12 protein-coding genes are annotated in these 16113 nt (G+C 66.9%); 1 reads left to right on the top strand and 11 read right to left on the bottom strand.

What is annotated here, in order from left to right; translation table 11 throughout:
• Window position 1: 1 nt before the first annotated feature.
• The 4 genes from HUT18_RS23830 to HUT18_RS23815 form a co-directional block, all read right to left on the bottom strand.
• Complete coding sequence (locus tag HUT18_RS23830; protein ID WP_176102602.1) at window positions 2-982, bottom strand: ABC transporter ATP-binding protein; 981 nt, start codon at window positions 980-982, stop codon at window positions 2-4.
• Between the two features lie 11 nt (window positions 983-993).
• On the bottom strand, window positions 994-1983 hold the full coding sequence (locus tag HUT18_RS23825; protein ID WP_176102601.1) for an ABC transporter permease: 990 nt from the start codon (window positions 1981-1983) through the stop codon (window positions 994-996).
• The gene (locus tag HUT18_RS23820; RefSeq protein ID WP_176102600.1) at window positions 1976-2899 is read right to left on the bottom strand and encodes an ABC transporter permease; all 924 of its coding nucleotides are present in this window, start codon (window positions 2897-2899) and stop codon (window positions 1976-1978) included. The genes HUT18_RS23825 and HUT18_RS23820 overlap by 8 nt, the downstream gene beginning before the upstream one ends.
• A gap of 111 nt (window positions 2900-3010) precedes the next feature.
• Window positions 3011-4654, bottom strand: coding sequence for an ABC transporter substrate-binding protein (locus HUT18_RS23815; RefSeq protein ID WP_176102599.1), 1644 nt, complete (start codon window positions 4652-4654; stop codon window positions 3011-3013).
• Window positions 4655-4886: 232 nt separating this feature from the next.
• Between HUT18_RS23815 and HUT18_RS23810 the strand changes: the two genes are divergently transcribed.
• Window positions 4887-5603, top strand: coding sequence for a peptidase E (locus tag HUT18_RS23810; protein ID WP_176102598.1), 717 nt, complete (start codon window positions 4887-4889; stop codon window positions 5601-5603).
• 238 nt (window positions 5604-5841) lie between these two features.
• Here HUT18_RS23810 and HUT18_RS23805 read toward each other — a convergent pair whose 3' ends face one another.
• The 7 genes from HUT18_RS23805 to typA all read right to left on the bottom strand — a co-directional run bounded on the left by HUT18_RS23805 (window position 5842) and on the right by typA (window position 15910).
• Complete coding sequence (locus HUT18_RS23805) at window positions 5842-6378, bottom strand: ricin-type beta-trefoil lectin domain protein (RefSeq protein WP_176102597.1); 537 nt, start codon at window positions 6376-6378, stop codon at window positions 5842-5844.
• A 271-nt stretch (window positions 6379-6649) separates the two neighbouring features.
• Complete coding sequence (locus HUT18_RS23800; RefSeq protein WP_176102596.1) at window positions 6650-7804, bottom strand: ABC transporter ATP-binding protein; 1155 nt, start codon at window positions 7802-7804, stop codon at window positions 6650-6652.
• Between the two features lie 26 nt (window positions 7805-7830).
• Window positions 7831-8892: an ABC transporter ATP-binding protein gene (locus HUT18_RS23795; RefSeq protein WP_176102595.1), complete on the bottom strand. Its 1062-nt coding sequence runs from the start codon at window positions 8890-8892 to the stop codon at window positions 7831-7833.
• Window positions 8893-8902: 10 nt separating this feature from the next.
• Complete coding sequence (locus tag HUT18_RS23790; RefSeq protein WP_176102594.1) at window positions 8903-9880, bottom strand: ABC transporter permease; 978 nt, start codon at window positions 9878-9880, stop codon at window positions 8903-8905.
• Window positions 9881-9985: 105 nt separating this feature from the next.
• Window positions 9986-11779, bottom strand: coding sequence for an ABC transporter substrate-binding protein (locus tag HUT18_RS23785; protein WP_176102593.1), 1794 nt, complete (start codon window positions 11777-11779; stop codon window positions 9986-9988).
• Window positions 11780-11879: 100 nt separating this feature from the next.
• The gene (locus tag HUT18_RS23780; RefSeq protein WP_176102592.1) at window positions 11880-12905 is read right to left on the bottom strand and encodes an ABC transporter permease; all 1026 of its coding nucleotides are present in this window, start codon (window positions 12903-12905) and stop codon (window positions 11880-11882) included.
• 1088 nt (window positions 12906-13993) lie between these two features.
• Window positions 13994-15910 carry a translational GTPase TypA gene (gene typA, locus HUT18_RS23775; protein WP_176102591.1) on the bottom strand — a complete coding sequence of 639 codons (1917 nt, stop codon included), beginning with the start codon at window positions 15908-15910 and terminating at the stop codon, window positions 13994-13996.
• Between the last annotated feature and the right edge of the window lie 203 nt (window positions 15911-16113).

Here is a 16113-nt window from a genome sequence, read left to right as displayed (position 1 = left end):
CTCACCGTGCGGCATCGAGGGTCTCCTTCCAGAAGTGGCAGGCACTGCCCCGCTCGGCGGAGACCTGGTACAGCGGCGGCTCGTCGGTCAGGCACACGTCCCGGGCGTACGGGCAGCGCGGATGGAAGGCACAACCGGGCGGAATCCGCATCAGGTTGGGCGGCAGGCCCTTGATCGCGTAGAGGTCCTGCCCCTTCTGGTCCAGGCGCGGGATCGATTCGAGCAGGCCCTTGGTGTACGGGTGGGCGGGCGCCTTGTAGATGTCGTGGACCGGGGCGGACTCCACGATGCGGCCCGCGTACATCACGGCGATCCGGTCGGCGACGTCGGCGACCACGCCCAGGTCGTGGGTGATCAGGATGAGTGCCATGCCCAGTTCGCTCTGGAGCTCCGCGAGCAGTTCCATCACCTGGGCCTGCACGGTGACGTCCAGTGCGGTGGTCGGCTCGTCCGCGATGATCAGCGCGGGCTCCAGGGCCAGCGCCATCGCGATCATGATGCGCTGGCGCATACCGCCGGAGAACTGGTGCGGATACTGCCCCACCCGCTCCTTGGCCGCCGGAATGCGCACCCGGTCCATCAGCTCGACCGCGCGGACCCGGGCGTCCTTGCGGGACATGCCCCGGTGCACCACGAACATCTCGCCGAGCTGGTCGCCCACCGTGAGCACCGGGTTCAGCGAGGACAGCGCGTCCTGGAAGATCATCGCCATCTTGGCGCCGCGCACCTTGCGGCGCTGTTTCTCCGGCATCTTCAGCAGGTTCTCGCCCTGGAAGACGATCTCGCCGCGGGTGATCCGCCCCGGCGGCGAGTCCAGGATGCCCATCACGGCCTGTGCGGTGACCGACTTGCCGGAGCCGGACTCGCCGAGCACGGCCAGGGTCTCGCCCTCGTCGACCCCGTACGTGACACCGTTGACGGCCCGCGAGACACCGTCCCGCATCCGGAACTCCACGTGCAGATCGCGTACTTCGAGCAGCATGGCCTCGCTCCTCAGCGCAGCTTGGGGTCGAGGGCGTCGCGCACCGCGTCGCCGAGCATGATGAAGGCGAGCACCGTGAGCGCCAGCGCCCCGGCCGGCCAGAGCATGGCGTGCGGGGCCGTGCGGATGAACGGCGAGGCCGCGGAGATGTCGATGCCCCAGCTCACGGTGGGCGGCTTCAGGCCGACACCGAGGTAGGACAGCGTGGCCTCCAGGGCGATGTACGTACCCAGCGCGATGGTGGCCACCACGATGACCGGGGCCACCGCGTTCGGCGCGATGTGCCGCAGCAGCATCCGCGAGTTGGAGGCGCCGAGCGCCCGCGCCGCCTGTACGTAGTCGTTCTGCTTCGCCATGATCACCGAGCCGCGGGCGATACGGGAGATCTGCGGCCAGCCGAGCAGCACGATGAAGCCGATCACCGGCCAGACCGTGGAGCTGGTCACCACCGACAGCAGGACCAGTCCGCCGAGGACGACCGGGATCGCGAAGAAGACGTCGGTGATCCGGGACAGGATGGCGTCCCAGAACCCGCCGAAGAACCCGGCGAGACCACCGAGCACCGAGCCGAGCAGGGACACCCCGAGGGTGGCGCAGACACCGACCGCGACCGAGGTGCGGGCGCCGTACACAGTGCGGGTGTAGACGTCGCAGCCCTGCCCGTCGAAGCCGAAGGGGTGCCCGGAGGTGGATCCCTTCTGGGCGTTGGCCAGGTCGCAGTTGAGCGGGTCCTGGGAGGTGATCGCCGAGGGCCACAGCGAGATGAACACCAGGAAGAGGATCACCACCGCCGAGATCAGGAAGACCGGGTTGCGGCGCAGATCCCGCCAGGCGTCCGACCACAGGCTGCGCGGTTTGGTGTCGGGTCCGTCGCCGCGCCGGCCGGGGCCCTTCTCCAGGGTGGCGCCCTCGTCGGTGGCCAGGTCCATGGAGCCGCCCATGCCGGTCGCGGCGATCGCGGAGTCTTCGGGGGCGGCGCCCCCGGGTCCGTGGTCAGGCATAGCGGATCCTCGGGTCGAGTACGGCGTACAGGAGGTCGACGAGCAGGTTGGCCACCAGGAAGACAAGGACGAGCACGGTCACGAAGCCGACCACGGTCTGCGTGTTCTGCCGCAGAATGCCCTGGTAGAGCTGGAAGCCGACGCCGTGGATGTTGAAGATCCGCTCGGTCACGATCGCACCGCCCATCAGCGCGCCGATGTCGGTGCCGATGAACGTCACCACCGGGATCAGCGAGTTGCGCAGCAGATGCCGGATCACCACCCGGCGCCGGGGCACCCCCTTGGCGATGGCGGTGCGTACGTAGTCGGCGCGCCGGTTCTCCGCGATCGAGGTACGGGTCAGCCGCGTCACGTACGCGAGCGAGAGCGACGCCAGCACTAGCCCCGGCACGATCAGTTCGTCGAAGCTCGCCTCGGTGGAGACCGCCGGTTTGATCCAGCCCCACTTCACGCCGAGCAGCAGCTGCAGGACCAGACCGGTCACGAAGGTCGGCACCGAGATGACCACCAGCGTCATCAGCAGCACCCCGGTGTCCACCGGGTGCCCGCGGCGCAGCCCCGTGACCACGCCGAGGGTGATGCCGATGACGATCTCGAAGAACACCGCGACCAGGGTCAGCCGGATGGTGACGGGGAAGGCCTCCGCCATCAGCTCGGTGACCTTCTGACCGTTGAAGGCGGTGCCGAAGTCGCCGGTGAAGACGTTCCCCATGTACGTCAGGTATTGCTGCCAGACCGGCTTGTCGAGGCCGAACTCCTTCTCGAGCTGGGCCGCGGTGGCCGGGTCGCACTGCCTGTCGCCGCAGAGTCCCGCGATGGGGTCGCCCATCACGTTGACCATGAGGAAGATCAGCAGCGTCGCCCCGAAGAAGACGGGGATCATCTGGAGCAGCCGCCGGATCACATAACGTCCCATGAGGGCTCCGGAGTTGGGGTTCGGGTCAGGTGCCCGGACGGTGTCGGGCCAGGGCCGGGTGGCCGCGAGCCCGGCGCGGCCTCGTGGGCGCGCGCCGGGCCGGGGCCTGGATCAGCTGACCTTGATCTCGTTGTAGACCGGGACGCTGAAGGGGTTGAGGGCCACGTTGGAGACCCGGTCCGAGTACCCGGCGCTGCCGTTCTGGTACCAGAGCGGAATCGCGGCCATGTTGTCCCGTACGACCTCTTCGGCCTGCTGGAACTTCTTCACCGCCGCCGCGTTGTCGGACTCGGCGTTGGCCTCGTCGATGAGCTTGTCGAACTCCTTGTTGGACCACTTGCCGTCGTTGGACGAGGCGTTGGTGTAGTACAGCGGCTGCAGGAAGTTCTGGATCAGCGGGTAGTCCATCTGCCAGCCCGCCCGGAACGGACCCGACATCTCCTGCTGCGAGATCTTGTTGCGGAAGTCGGCGAAGGTGCCGGTCGGGTCGCCCACGCACGCCTTGGACTGTTCCAGGGCCTTGTTGATGCTGTTGCAGACCGCGTCGACCCAGTCCTTGTGGCTGCCGGTGTCGGCGTTGTACGAGATGGTCACCCGCCCGCCCGGCAGACCGCCGCCCTCCTTGACGAGCTTGCGGGCCTCCTCGGGGTTGTAGTCGCAGGCGTCGCCGCAGAGCCCGGCCTTGTAGCCGCCCTCCTCCCCCAGCACCGGGGAGGTCCAGTCGGTGGCCGGGGTCCGGGTCTTCTGGAAGATGGTCTCGGTGATCTGCTTGCGGTTGATCGCCATCGACAGACCCTTGCGGACCTTGGCCGACTTCTCGTTGTCCTTCCAGTTGTCGTCGTAGAACGGGAAGGCGAGCGTCTGGATGATCCCGGCCGGGGTGTTCAGGTACCGGTCGCCGAGGTCGGCCTGCACATTGCGCAGCTGGGCCGCGGGCACGTCGTCGACGAGGTCGAGGTTCCCGGCCGTCAGGTCCGTGTACGCGGTGTTGTTGTCGGTGTAGACCTTCAGGTCCACGCCGTCGTTCTGCGCCTTGTCGGAGCCCGGGTACTTCGCCCACTTGCGCAGCGACATCTGGGAGCCCTTGCGGTACGAGTCCACCGTGTACGGACCGTTGCCGACGGGCTTCTTCACCCACGCGTCGTGGTTGTCGAAGAACGCCTTGGGCAGCGGCGCGAAGGCGGCGTAGCCGAGCGTCTCCGGCCAGGTGGAGAACTTCTGGTTCAGCTTGACCGTGAACGTCTGCGCCCCGGTCACCTTCAGGCCGGACAGCGTGTTCGCGCTCTGCTTGCCGCTCTCCGGGTGGACCTTCTCGTAGCCGTCGATGTAGCCGAAGAAGTAGGAGTTCTTCTGGTTGTTCTTCAGGCTCGCCCCGTAGTTCCAGGCGTCCACGAAGGACTTGGCCGTCACCTTCTCGCCGTTGGAGAAGGTCCAGCCGCTCTTGACCGTGACGTCGAAGGTGATCGAGTCCTTGGTCGTGATCCGCTCCGCGAGCATGTCCTGGGCCTCACCCGTCTTGGGGTCGTACCGCTTGAGGCCGCGGAAGATCATGTCCAGCACCTTGCCGCCCTGCACCTCATTGGTGTTGGCCGGCTCCAGCGGGTTCTGCGGGTCACCCCACGAGGACCGCACCACACCCCCGCCGCCCCCTCCCCCGCCACCACCACCGCTGTCGTCACTGTCACCGCAAGCGGTCGCGGCGAGCGCGACGGCCACCGCACATGCGGCCCACTTGGCGTGCGTCGCTCCACGCATGGAGTGCCTCCTTGGAGTGCCACTGCTACTAGGGGCAAATATTGCGGTACGTCCGCATGCGCGCATTTCAGGGCGGGCCGGATGGGCGGCGCGGGGAGAACGCCGGACCGGGAAACCGATGGCCCGGCGCCCGCCCCGATTGCCACACTGACGGCCTTGGCGTACTGCCTCTCTCGCGGCTGTGGGACCGGCCCGCACGCCCCCGCGAGCGACCCGACCCCAAGGAGCCGCCATGCCCCCCGCCCCGCGCATCGCCCTGATCGGCGGCGGCTTCTCCGACGACCCGGACACGCTGCTCGACGACTGGGTGCTGTCCCTGACCGGCGCCGCGCGCCCGCGCGTCTGCTTCCTGCCGACGGCGAGCGGGGACGCGGCGGGGTACGTGGACAAGTTCGAGGCGGCCTTCGCCGCGCCGGGCCGCGACTGCGAGCCCTCGGTCCTGTCCCTCTTCCGCCGGGACGAGCGGGACCTGCGCTCCTTCGTCCTCGCCCAGGACGTCCTCTACGTGGGCGGCGGAAACACGGCCAACCTGCTCGCCCTGTGGCGGCTGCACGGACTCGACGCGATCCTGCGCGACGCCTACCACCGCGGCGTACTGCTCTGCGGCATCAGCGCGGGCGCCTGCTGCTGGTTCGAGGCCTGTGTCACGGACTCCTTCGGCCCGCCCGCTCCGCTGGCCGACGGCCTCGGGCTGCTGCCGGGCGCCTTCTGCCCGCACTACGACTCGGAGCCGCTGCGCCATCACGCTCTCCGCGACGCGGTACGGGACGGCTCGCTCCCGGCCGTCTGGGCGCTGGACGACGGGGCGGCGGCGCTGTTTACGGACGGCGCTCTCGGCGAAGTCGTCGCGCGGCGCGAGGGGGCGGGGCTGCATCGGATCGCGCGTGAGGCGGAGGGTGGCGGGGTGCGTGAAGTACCCACTTGGGGGCGGGTGTTGGGGCGCCACTGACGTCGGCACTCGGCTGCGTCCGCGCCCATGCGAAACGGGCCCGTGGCAGGGGATCCCCTGCCACGGGCCCGTCCCGTGTTTGTGCGCGGCTACGTCGAGACGTACACGCGCGAAATGACAGTCCGGTCCGACCTGCGGTGAGTCACACGCGTGCGACCGGCCACAGCCGAAACGCCCAGCCGCCAGCGCTATCCGCTGCGGGGCGCCACGAGTTCAGCAATTACCAGGAGTGCCCGCCCTACGGCTTGGCAATCCTCCACCACATGGGGTTCTTACGCTTATCTCCCATAACCCTCTTTCCCACCACTACCTTCTTGGAGTCCGAGGCTTGAAGCGTGTTGGCCTTCACATCGGTGTTGCCGAAAATCGCATCCTTCCCCCACTCAAGGGTGTTGTAAATCCACGTCACATGACTACCATTCGGGCACCCCTGCAGGATGGCGCGACTATAGCTCTTCGTAGCCGCCAAACAGGTCATGGAGAACCCGTCCCTGTTGGCAATACCCGCATGGCCGTAGTTGATCCAGAGCTGGCTAACCTTGCCCTTCCGGCACTTTTCAAGGGTAACCGCCTTATTGAAGCCGTGCCCCGTAAGGCACTTATTGTACTTGCGGTTGACAATGCGAACTTCATTGGCAACGCCGCCGGGCACCGCACCCTTGACCGCAGGGCCAGAATTCTTGGGCGCACCTACCGACGCCCCCGCCACCGGCGCGGAGAGGCTGAATGCCCCCAGGCAGGTTACAAATACCGCAACAAGAGCCTTCTTCTTCATTGAATTCCTTACATATGGGGGGTGGTCAATCCACATCCCACACTGTCAGGCTCGACATCTTCAACACAAGCAATTTGAGCTAAGCATGAGGAATCGACAGTACCGACAGAAATGCGCCACAAAAACCCAGCCAAACACAGAAGAATTACAGACAATCAACAGCGTGTCGCGAGCGGAGATTCCATAGATAAACTGATAACGAGCGCGGGCCCGTGACAGGAGAATTATCCTGTCACGGGCCCGCGCTCGTACGCGCCGAGGCGCAGTGAGATTACTTGCTGACGCCCTCACCTTCGCCGGAGGCGTTGGCGTCGGCGTTCTCCAGGGCCGCCAGCCCCGGGTCCATGACGATCTCCCGCTCCCGCTCGACCGTCGGGTCCTCCGGGAAGTGGCAGGCCGTCAGGTGGCCCTCGCGGTTGCCCTCGATGTGGACGAGCGGCGGCTCCTCGGTCGCGCACTTGTCCTGCGCCTTCCAGCAACGGGTGCGGAAGCGGCAGCCGGACGGCGGCGAGATCGGGGAGGGCACATCGCCTTCGAGGCGGATGCGCTCCTTCTTGTCCGCGTCGATGTCCGCGTCCGGCACGGCCGAGAGCAGCGCGTGCGTGTACGGGTGACGCGGGCGCGTGTAGAGCGAGTCGCGGTCGGCGATCTCCACGATCTTGCCGAGGTACATCACCGCGACCCGCTGCGAGAAGTGGCGTACCACCGCGAGGTCATGGGCGATGAAGACGAACGCGATGCCCATCTCGCGCTGGACTTCCTGGAGCAGGTTGACGACCTGCGCCTGGATGGAGACGTCCAGAGCGGACACGGGCTCGTCCGCGATGATCAGCTTCGGCTGCAGGGCGACCGCGCGGGCCACACCGATGCGCTGACGCTGACCGCCGGAGAACTCGTGCGGGAAGCGGTTGTAGTGCTCCGGGTTGAGACCGACGATCTCCAGGAGTTCCCGCACCCGGGCCTCACGGCCGCCGGGCGGGTTGATCCCGTTGATCTCCATCGGACCCGCGATGATGCTGCCGACCGTGTGCCGCGGGTTCAGCGAGGCATACGGGTCCTGGAAGATCATCTGGATCTCGGACCGGATGGGGGCCAGCTGCTTACGGCTGGCCTTGGAGATGTCCTTGCCCCGGTACTGGATGGTTCCGGCGCTCGGCTCGTAGAGGCGGGTGAGCATCCGGCCGGTGGTCGACTTGCCGCAGCCCGACTCACCGACGAGGCCCAGGGACTCGCCGGGGAACACGTCGAAGTCGAGCCCGTCGACGGCCTTCACGGCGCCGACGGTGCGCTTGATCGGGAAGCCGCCCTTGATCGGGAAGTGCTTCTTCAGGCCGCGCACCTGCATGAGCGGCTCACGGGCGTCGCCGCCCTGCTGCTCGGGCACCGTGTCGGCGACCGCCGTGGGAGTGGTGGTTTTCTCGGTCATTTCCTTCAGCCCCAGTCGCTGGTAGCTCAGCCCAGCCGGGGCTGAATCGTCTCGATGAACACCTGCTGCTTCTGGTCCGCCGTCAGGTGGCAGGCGGCGGCACGGCCGAGCGCCAGCGACGGGCGGTCCGCGTCACACGCGTTGCCGGACACCTGGTCGGTGAACGCGCAGCGCGGGTGGAACGCACAGCCCGAAGGCGGGTTGAGCAGCGAGGGCGGCGAGCCGGGGATGGGCATCAGCGGCTCGTCCACACTGCCGGACAGCCGCGGCATCGAGCCGAGCAGACCCCAGGTGTACGGGTGCTGAGGCGCCTTGAGCACCTCGCGCACCGAACCACGCTCCACGGCGCGGCCCGCGTACATCACCATGATGTCGTCGGCCATGTTGGCGACGACGCCCAGGTCGTGGGTGATCATGATGATCGCCGAACCGAACTCCTGCTGCAGGTCCTTGAGCAGGTCGAGGATCTGCGCCTGCACGGTCACGTCGAGCGCGGTGGTCGGCTCGTCCGCGATCAGCAGCTCGGGGTTGCACACCAGGGACATGGCGATCATCGCGCGCTGGCGCATACCGCCGGAGAACTGGTGCGGGTAGTCGTCCACGCGCTGCTTGGGGTGCGGGATGCCGACCTTCTCCAGCATCTGGATGGCCCGGTCGCGGGCCTCCTTCTTGCTGGCGCCGGTGTGCTTGCGGAACGGCTCGGAGATCTGGCGGCCCACCGTGTAGTACGGCGAGAGCGCGGTCAGCGAGTCCTGGAAGATCATCGCCATCTTGTTGCCGCGGAGCTTCTCCAGCTCCGACTCGCTGGCGGTGACCAGTTCCTTCCCGTCGAGCACGATCTCGCCCTCGACGGTGGTGTTCTTCTTGTTGTGCAGCCCGAGAACGGTCAGGTTGGTCACGGACTTGCCGGAACCGGACTCGCCGACGATGCCCAGCGTCTTGCCGCGCTCCAGGTCGAAGGAGAGTCCGTCGACGGCCTTGACGATGCCGTCCTCGGTGGAGAAACGGACCTGCAGGTCGCGTACGGAAAGGAAGGAGTCCGACCCCGTGGCGGCCGGGGAGCCCTCGGTCTTGGTGAGTGTGGTCACGGTCGGTCTCCTAGGACAGGCGCACGCGCGGGTCGATGACCGCGTACAGCGCGTCCACGATGATGTTCAGGGCGATGATGAAGGCGGCACTGACCAGCATGACGCCCATGGTCAGCGGCAGGTCCTTGTTGAGCACGGAGTCGATGGCCAGCCGTCCGATGCCCGAGAGGCCGAAGGTGAGTTCGGTGACCATGCCGCCGCCGAGCAGCGCGGAGATGTCCATACCGAGGATGGTCACGATCGGGATGAGCGAACCGCGCCAGGCGTAGCGGAAGAAGACGTAGTTCTTGCGCATGCCCTTGGCTCGGGCGGCCCGTACGTGCTCCTCCTGGAGCTGCTCGATCATCGTGGAGCGGGACATACGGGTGTAGTTGGCGGTGAAGATGACCGACATCACCAGCCAGGGGATCAGCAGACCCATGAACCATTCGCCCAAGTTCTCCGAGAACGGCACGTACTTGGGCTTGTCCAGCCAGCCGGTGTCGTACACGAACGCACCGAGCACCACCGGGCCGAGGAAGTAGATCTGCATCGAGCTGAGCACCAGGGAGACCGAGGAGGCGCCCTTGTCGAGCCAGGTGCCGCGCTTGGCCGCCGCAAGGAGACCGGTGCCAAGGCCGACGAACAGGAAGACGATCAGGCCGCCGACGGTGAGCGAAAGGGTCAGCGGGAACCGGTCGACGATGGTGTCCCAGACCATTTCCTGCGTACTGAAGGAGACACCGAAGCACGGGGCGTCGCAGTGGCCGACCGCGAAGTCACGTCCGGCGAATATGCCGACCAGGAAGTTCCAGTACTGCACCGGCACCGGGTCATCGAGGCCGAGATTCTTGTGGATGATGTCCAGCGCGTCCGGTGTGCAGTTCTTGCCGCACGCGAGCATCGCCGGGTCCTGTGGGATGGCGAAGAACATGAAGAACGTGAACGCGCTGATCAGCAAGAGGATGAGTGCTGCGCCGAGCGTCCGGCGAAGAAGAAATCGAAGCATGGCAGATCGCTGCTCTCAGGACGGCGGCGGATCGAGGGAAAGTCGTTCGTCCGGTCCCGGGGGTGTGCGCTCCGCCGCGCGCACACCCCCGGGACCCAGGCCGTCTTACTTCTTCAGGTACACCTGGGTGACGTCGGTGTAGCTGGTGGTGGTCGAGTAGCGCAGACCACCGACGTTGGAACCGGCGATCTGGAACACCTTGGTGTAGTAGATCGGGGCGGCCGGGTTGATCTCCGTCATGATGTACTCGTTGAGCTCGTGCCAGGCGGTCGCGGCCTTCTTCGGGTCCGTGATCTTCTGGATGCGCACGATCTCCTTGTTCACGTGCTCATCGTTCAGGTGCGAGTAGTTCGAGGACCCGTCCTGGATCTGGGTACCGTCGAACAGCGGCGGGAAGACCGTCGCACCGGAGGCCCAGTCCTGGCCCCAACCGGTCATGTAGATGTCGTACTTGTTCTTGATCTTGCCGACCTGCTCGTAGAAGGTCGCCGAGTCGACCTGCTTCTTCTGCGGGTTCAGACCGATCTTGCGCAGCGCGTCCTCGATGAGAACGGCCTGCTCCTGGCGCATCTGCTCGGAGCCGTGGGCGTAGGTGATCTTCTTGCCCTTGGCGCCGGCCTCTTCGATGAGCTTCTTGGCGGCCTCGATGTCACCGTTCGGGTTCTTGGCGCGGTTGAACGGGTCGAGCTTCTCGTCGTAGCCCGGGGTGGTCGGCGACATCAGGCTGTTCGCGACCTCACCGCCGTAGGCACCGCCGTCCGCCTTGTAGACCGCGGTGGCCGGCATCGCGAGCGTGATGGCGTCGCGGATCTTCTTGTCCTTGATCCGGTCCAGGTTGAAGTTCATCTGCCACACGTACGGCGCGTAGCCCTGGATGGTGCGCTTCATGGCCGCGGCGTTGCCGACGACCTTCTGCAGCTGGCTGGTGGAGACCTGACCGGTGAACATGACCGCGTCCTTGGCGTCGCCGCGGTCGGCGAGCAGGGTCTTGGTCTGGTCGTCGTCGTTGTGGTTGTACTCGATGTCGAAGCCGTCGACGTACGCGTGGCGCATGGCGTCGGTCTTCGGGTCCCAGTTCTCGTTCCTGACGAGCTTCATGCCCTTGCCGGGCTTGTACTCGCCGATCTTGTACGGACCGACCGCGACGGGCTTCTTGTCGTACTTCTCCTTGGTGTCCGTCTCCTTGGGCACCACGGAGTAGCCGACCATCGCCAGCGCCTGCGGGAGGTCGGGCTGGGCCGTCTTGAACTTGAAGATGACGGTCTTCTTGTCCGGGGTCTCCAGGACCGAGTCCGGCAGGTGCTTGCCCTTGAACGGACCCGCGTACGCCTTGCGGTAGGTGGTACCGGAGCCGGACAGCCACTGCTGCAGGTAGCTCGGGCCGTCGGTGATGAACGGGTCGTAGAGCCGCTCGACGCTGTGGCGGACGTCGGCCGAGTCGATGACGTGGCCGTTCTCGTCCTTGATGCCGTCCTTCAGCGTGTACTTCCAGGTCTTGCCACCGTCGGTGGTCTGACCGGAGTCCGTCGCGATGTCACCGACGACGGTCTGGTTGCCCTTGGCGTCCTCCTTGTTCGTGGTGAGACCACGGAAGAGGAGCTTGCCGAGCATGCCCGCGTCGGAGACGTAGATCTGCCCCGGGTCCAGGTGCGAGAAGTCGGTGGCGTTGTACACCTTCATGGTGCCACCGGTCTTGGCGCCGGGAACCTCGGCGGCCGGGCCCTTGGAGTCGGCCGCGGTACCGAGCTTGACCGCGACGGACTGCGCGGCCGCGTCCTTCTTGCTCTTGCTCTTGTCCTTGGCCGAGCCGCCGCCGTCGCTGCAGCCGGTCAGGACCAGGGCGCCGGCGGTCGCGGCGACGACCGCGGCCTGTGCCGTGCGGGATCGAATGATGCTCATGGAGTTCAGTCCACCTGCCTGTGAGTAGTGAAAGGTGCTGCCTGGCACATCCGGCCCACGCCGGCGCCCGGGTGTGGCAGCGGCCCCCTCCTGTGGGAGGTCAGCGGCCCGTCTTGGGATCGAACGCGTCCCGGACGGAGTCACCGAGGAGGTTGAACGCCACGACGAAGACGACCATGGCGACACCCGGGAAGAGCATGTAGGTCGGGTCCAGCTCGTAGATCTCCGCACCGGTGGCGAACATGCGCCCCCAGTCAGGGGTCGTGGCGTCGTAACCGACACCGACGAACGAGAGGAAGGCGACCGAGAGAATCGTGCTGGGCAGGAGGTAAGTGGCCTGCACGAGGATCGGGGTGACGAGGTTGGGCAGCAGTTCCTTACGGATGATGCGCCAGGGCGAGGCACCCGCGACCTTCGCCGCCTCAACGAACTCCCGCTCGCGCAGGGAGAGGGTGACGGCGCGGATCAGACGGGCCAGGCCCATCCAGCCCAGGAACGACAGCACACCGATGATGGCGAGGGCCTTCACATACGTGGGCGTCGCGTCCTCGGGGCTGACGAAGATGGTGGTGATGACCGGCATCGAGGCCACGAAGAAGAGCTGGCTCGGGAAGGCGAGCAGGAAGTCGGTGACCCGGCCGAGCCAGTAGTCGACCTTGCCGCCCATGTAGCCGCCGACGATGCCGATGAGGACACCGACGAGAACCATCAGCAGGGTCGCGGCGAGGGCCGTGTAGAGCGAGGTCCGCATGCCGTAGACGAGCTGCATGAAGACGTCGCGTCCGAGCTTCGGCTCGATGCCGAACCAGTACTCGGAGGAGATACCGCCGTTGGCGCCCGCCGGGTAGTTGAACTCGTCGAAGAGCAACGGGTCTTCCTGCGCGTACAGGGTGTACGGGTCCTTGCCGTACAGCTTCGAGATCACCGGCGCGAGAGCCGCGACCGCGAAGAAGAAGATGACTATGCACGCCGATATGACGCCGGCCTTGTCCCGCTTGAACCGGCTCCACATGAGCTGGCCTGGCGAGCGCCCCGCCAGCTTCTTCTCCTCGGGGGCGGCCTTCGGATCGGGGTCCTTGTCCAAGACGGGGGCGTCGGTGCCCTTGATCTCGATTGGACTCGTCATGATTCGTCCGTTTCACAGGTATCGGTGGCCGGCAGCCGAAGCGCTCGCCTCACGGGAAGGCCCACGCCTGACAGTTGACCGATGCACGAGGTGCCCGCACACCAGCGCACGCCGGTACGGCGTGCCGACCGTGGAGCGGACGTGCGCCCAACTCACGGCCTGGCGTGCTGGGTTGGGCTATGACTGGGAGATGCCGACTGGGTCGAGGCCCCGACTGGAGCCGGGGCGACCTGTGCCGCCCGACGCTGGGGTATCGACCGAAGCGCCGAGCCCTGCGGCCCGGATGGCGTGCATCTGGGGTGACGCGACCCATCTGGTGCGTGTGGCACCGCGCATGGGGTCCTCCTCAAGAGTCCACTCGTTCACTACGAAGGAGGGCACAGGAGGATTCACCGCCACCCCTGACGGCAAGTTCCATGTGCCCCAGTGTGCTCGTGAGTCCGCGCTCCCCACAGCGCGTTAACCCATTGACCCGAGCTCTACGCGGACAACTATCAGCCATGGGGTTCCCCCCGACCACCGTCTTTTGGTCTCGATTCGATCACACCTCCTACGCGCTTAATCCGAAATCCGGACAAAGCGATCCGAGATAGATGGCCGCGAAACGGACTTGTTACCTATGTATCGGTCACCGATGTCCGCATAACGGACTCTCGGTTCAGGGAAATCGCTTGCGGGAATCGCCCTCGCATGCCGCTTTCGCGGGGCCTTCCGGAGCCTCTTCCGGAGCTCTGCTCCGGGGGCTCTCCAGGGGCCCGACGGTGACCCACCGCGAGGAAACGGAGGGCGGACCGTGCGGTCGATCGACGGGCGATCGGCGGGCGAGGCGGTGCGCAGTGCGCATCATCCATGCCTACGGGCAGCCTAGCCAACCGGCTCCGCGCGTAGAACTGCTTCTCGACCGCAGCTTGTTACATCTGTGCGTCGACTTCCGGGAAAGTGTCCGGTGGGACTTTGCCAAAACGGGACCGGGCCCCTCTGGTGAAACGGGACCGGCCCGCCCTCCCGGTGACGGGAGGACGGGCCGGTCTCTCGGTTCTACGGACCCCTGCCGCGCTCGGTCGCGCGAGGGCTCAACCGGGCGTCGGTCAGCCGTGCTTGGCGCGCGAGGCCGCGCGGGCGCGCTCGCGGCCGTCCAGGTTCACCTTGCGGATGCGTACGGCCTCCGGGGTGACCTCGACGCACTCGTCGTCGCGGCAGAACTCCAGCGACTGCTCCAGGGAGAGCTTGCGCGGCGGCACGATCGCCTCGAACGAGTCGGCCGAGGACGACCGCATGTTGGTGAGCTTCTTCTCCTTGGTGATGTTCACGTCCATGTCGTCGGAGCGCGAGTTCTCACCGACGATCATGCCCTCGTACACCTCGGTGCCGGGCTCGGTGAACAGCACACCGCGCTCCTGCAGGTTGGTCATCGCGAAGGCGGTCACGGAGCCGGAACGGTCCGCCACCAGCGAGCCGTTGTTACGGGTCTGCAGGGCGCCGAACCACGGCTCGTGGCCCTCGTGGATGGAGTGCGCGATGCCGGTGCCACGGGTGTTAGTGAGGAACTCGGTGCGGAAACCGATGAGTCCGCGCGAGGGCACCACGAACTCCATGCGCACCCAGCCGGAGCCGTGGTTCGACATGTTGTCCATCCGGCCCTTGCGGGTGCCCATGAGCTGGGTGACCGCGCCCATGTGCTCCTCGGGCACGTCGATGGTGATGCGCTCGACGGGCTCGTGGACCTTGCCGTCGACCTCCTTGGTGACCACCTGCGGCTTGCCGATGGTCAGCTCGAAGCCTTCCCGGCGCATGGTCTCCACCAGGATGGCCAGCGCCAGCTCACCGCGGCCCTGCACCTCCCAGGCGTCCGGGCGCTCGGTGTCGAGCACGCGCAGCGAGACGTTGCCGACGAGCTCGCGGTCGAGGCGGTCCTTGACCTGGCGGGCGGTGACCTTGCGGTCCTTGACCGCGGCCTTGTTGTCCGCGCCCTTGCCGGTGCCGCCGCGGCCGACCAGCGGCGAGGTGTTCGTACCGATGACCATGGAGATCGCGGGCTCGTCCACCGTGATCAGCGGCAGCGCGACCGGGTTCTCCGGGTCGGCCAGGGTCTCGCCGATCATGATGTCGGGGATACCGGCGACCGCACAGATGTCACCCGGACCGGCCTTCTCGGCGGGCTTGCGGGTGAGCGCCTCGGTCATCATCAGCTCGCTGATGCGGACGTTGGCCACGGTGCCGTCGCGCTTGATCCACGCGACGGACTGGCCCTTCTTCAGCTCGCCCTGCTCGACGCGCAGCAGCGCGATACGGCCGAGGAAGTTGTCCGCGTCGAGGTTGGTGACGTGCGCCTGGAGCGGGGCGTCCTCCTCGTAGGAGGGGGCCGGGACGTGCTCGAGGAGGGTGGAGAAGAACGGCTCCAGGCTGGTGGAGTCGGCCGGGACGGTGCCGTTCTCCGGCTTGGTCAGGGAGGCCACGCCGTCACGCGCACACGCGTAGACGATCGGGAACTCGATCTGGTCCTCGTCGGCGTCCAGGTCGAGGAACAGGTCGTAGGCCTCGTTCACGACCTCGTCGATACGCGAGTCGGGACGGTCCGTCTTGTTGATGCACAGGATGACGGGCAGCCGCGCCTGGAGCGCCTTGCGCAGCACGAAGCGGGTCTGCGGGAGCGGGCCCTCGGAGGCGTCGACGAGCAGCACGACCGCGTCGACCATCGACAGACCGCGCTCGACCTCGCCACCGAAGTCGGCGTGGCCGGGGGTGTCGATGATGTTGATCGTGATCGGCCCCGCGCCGTCCTTCGGGTGGTACTTCACCGCCGTGTTCTTGGCGAGGATCGTGATGCCCTTCTCACGCTCCAGGTCGTTCGAGTCCATGACCCGGTCGTCGACCTGCTCGAGCTGATGGGCGGCGAAGGCGCCGGCCTGCTTCAGCATGGCGTCGACGAGGGTGGTCTTGCCGTGGTCGACGTGGGCGACGATGGCGACGTTGCGAATGTCGTGACGCTGAACAGTTGCAGCCATAACGTGCGGCGCTTCTCCCGGGAGGTGTGGACGGCTCGGCGTACGCCTGGCGTACGCGGCCCTGCCGGGCTGGACACGCCACGGCCTCACCCCATCGTACGGGGCGTCAAGGCCGAGGGCCTCCGCGGGGCCGAGTGCGACGGGCCACGGAGGGCTGGAGGGCGCGTGACGAGGCGGAGCTCGTGGAGGAGATGAGACGCAGG

The sequence above is a fragment of the Streptomyces sp. NA04227 genome, assembly GCF_013364195.1.
Lineage (GTDB): Bacteria > Actinomycetota > Actinomycetes > Streptomycetales > Streptomycetaceae > Streptomyces.
Note: the sequence above shows the minus strand (reverse complement) of the source record. Positions and strands in the feature narration are given on the sequence as shown.

Coding starts and splice junctions, on each gene's coding strand:
- HUT18_RS23830 (WP_176102602.1), bottom strand. CDS start 982: ATGCTGCTCGAAGTACGCGATCTGCACGTGGAGTTCCGGATGCGGGAC.
- HUT18_RS23825 (WP_176102601.1), bottom strand. CDS start 1,983: ATGCCTGACCACGGACCCGGGGGCGCCGCCCCCGAAGACTCCGCGATC.
- HUT18_RS23820 (WP_176102600.1), bottom strand. CDS start 2,899: ATGGGACGTTATGTGATCCGGCGGCTGCTCCAGATGATCCCCGTCTTC.
- HUT18_RS23815 (WP_176102599.1), bottom strand. CDS start 4,654: ATGCGTGGAGCGACGCACGCCAAGTGGGCCGCATGTGCGGTGGCCGTC.
- HUT18_RS23810 (WP_176102598.1), top strand. CDS start 4,887: ATGCCCCCCGCCCCGCGCATCGCCCTGATCGGCGGCGGCTTCTCCGAC.
- HUT18_RS23805 (WP_176102597.1), bottom strand. CDS start 6,378: ATGAAGAAGAAGGCTCTTGTTGCGGTATTTGTAACCTGCCTGGGGGCA.
- HUT18_RS23800 (WP_176102596.1), bottom strand. CDS start 7,804: ATGACCGAGAAAACCACCACTCCCACGGCGGTCGCCGACACGGTGCCC.
- HUT18_RS23790 (WP_176102594.1), bottom strand. CDS start 9,880: ATGCTTCGATTTCTTCTTCGCCGGACGCTCGGCGCAGCACTCATCCTC.
- HUT18_RS23785 (WP_176102593.1), bottom strand. CDS start 11,779: ATGAGCATCATTCGATCCCGCACGGCACAGGCCGCGGTCGTCGCCGCG.
- HUT18_RS23780 (WP_176102592.1), bottom strand. CDS start 12,905: ATGACGAGTCCAATCGAGATCAAGGGCACCGACGCCCCCGTCTTGGAC.
- typA (WP_176102591.1), bottom strand. CDS start 15,910: ATGGCTGCAACTGTTCAGCGTCACGACATTCGCAACGTCGCCATCGTC.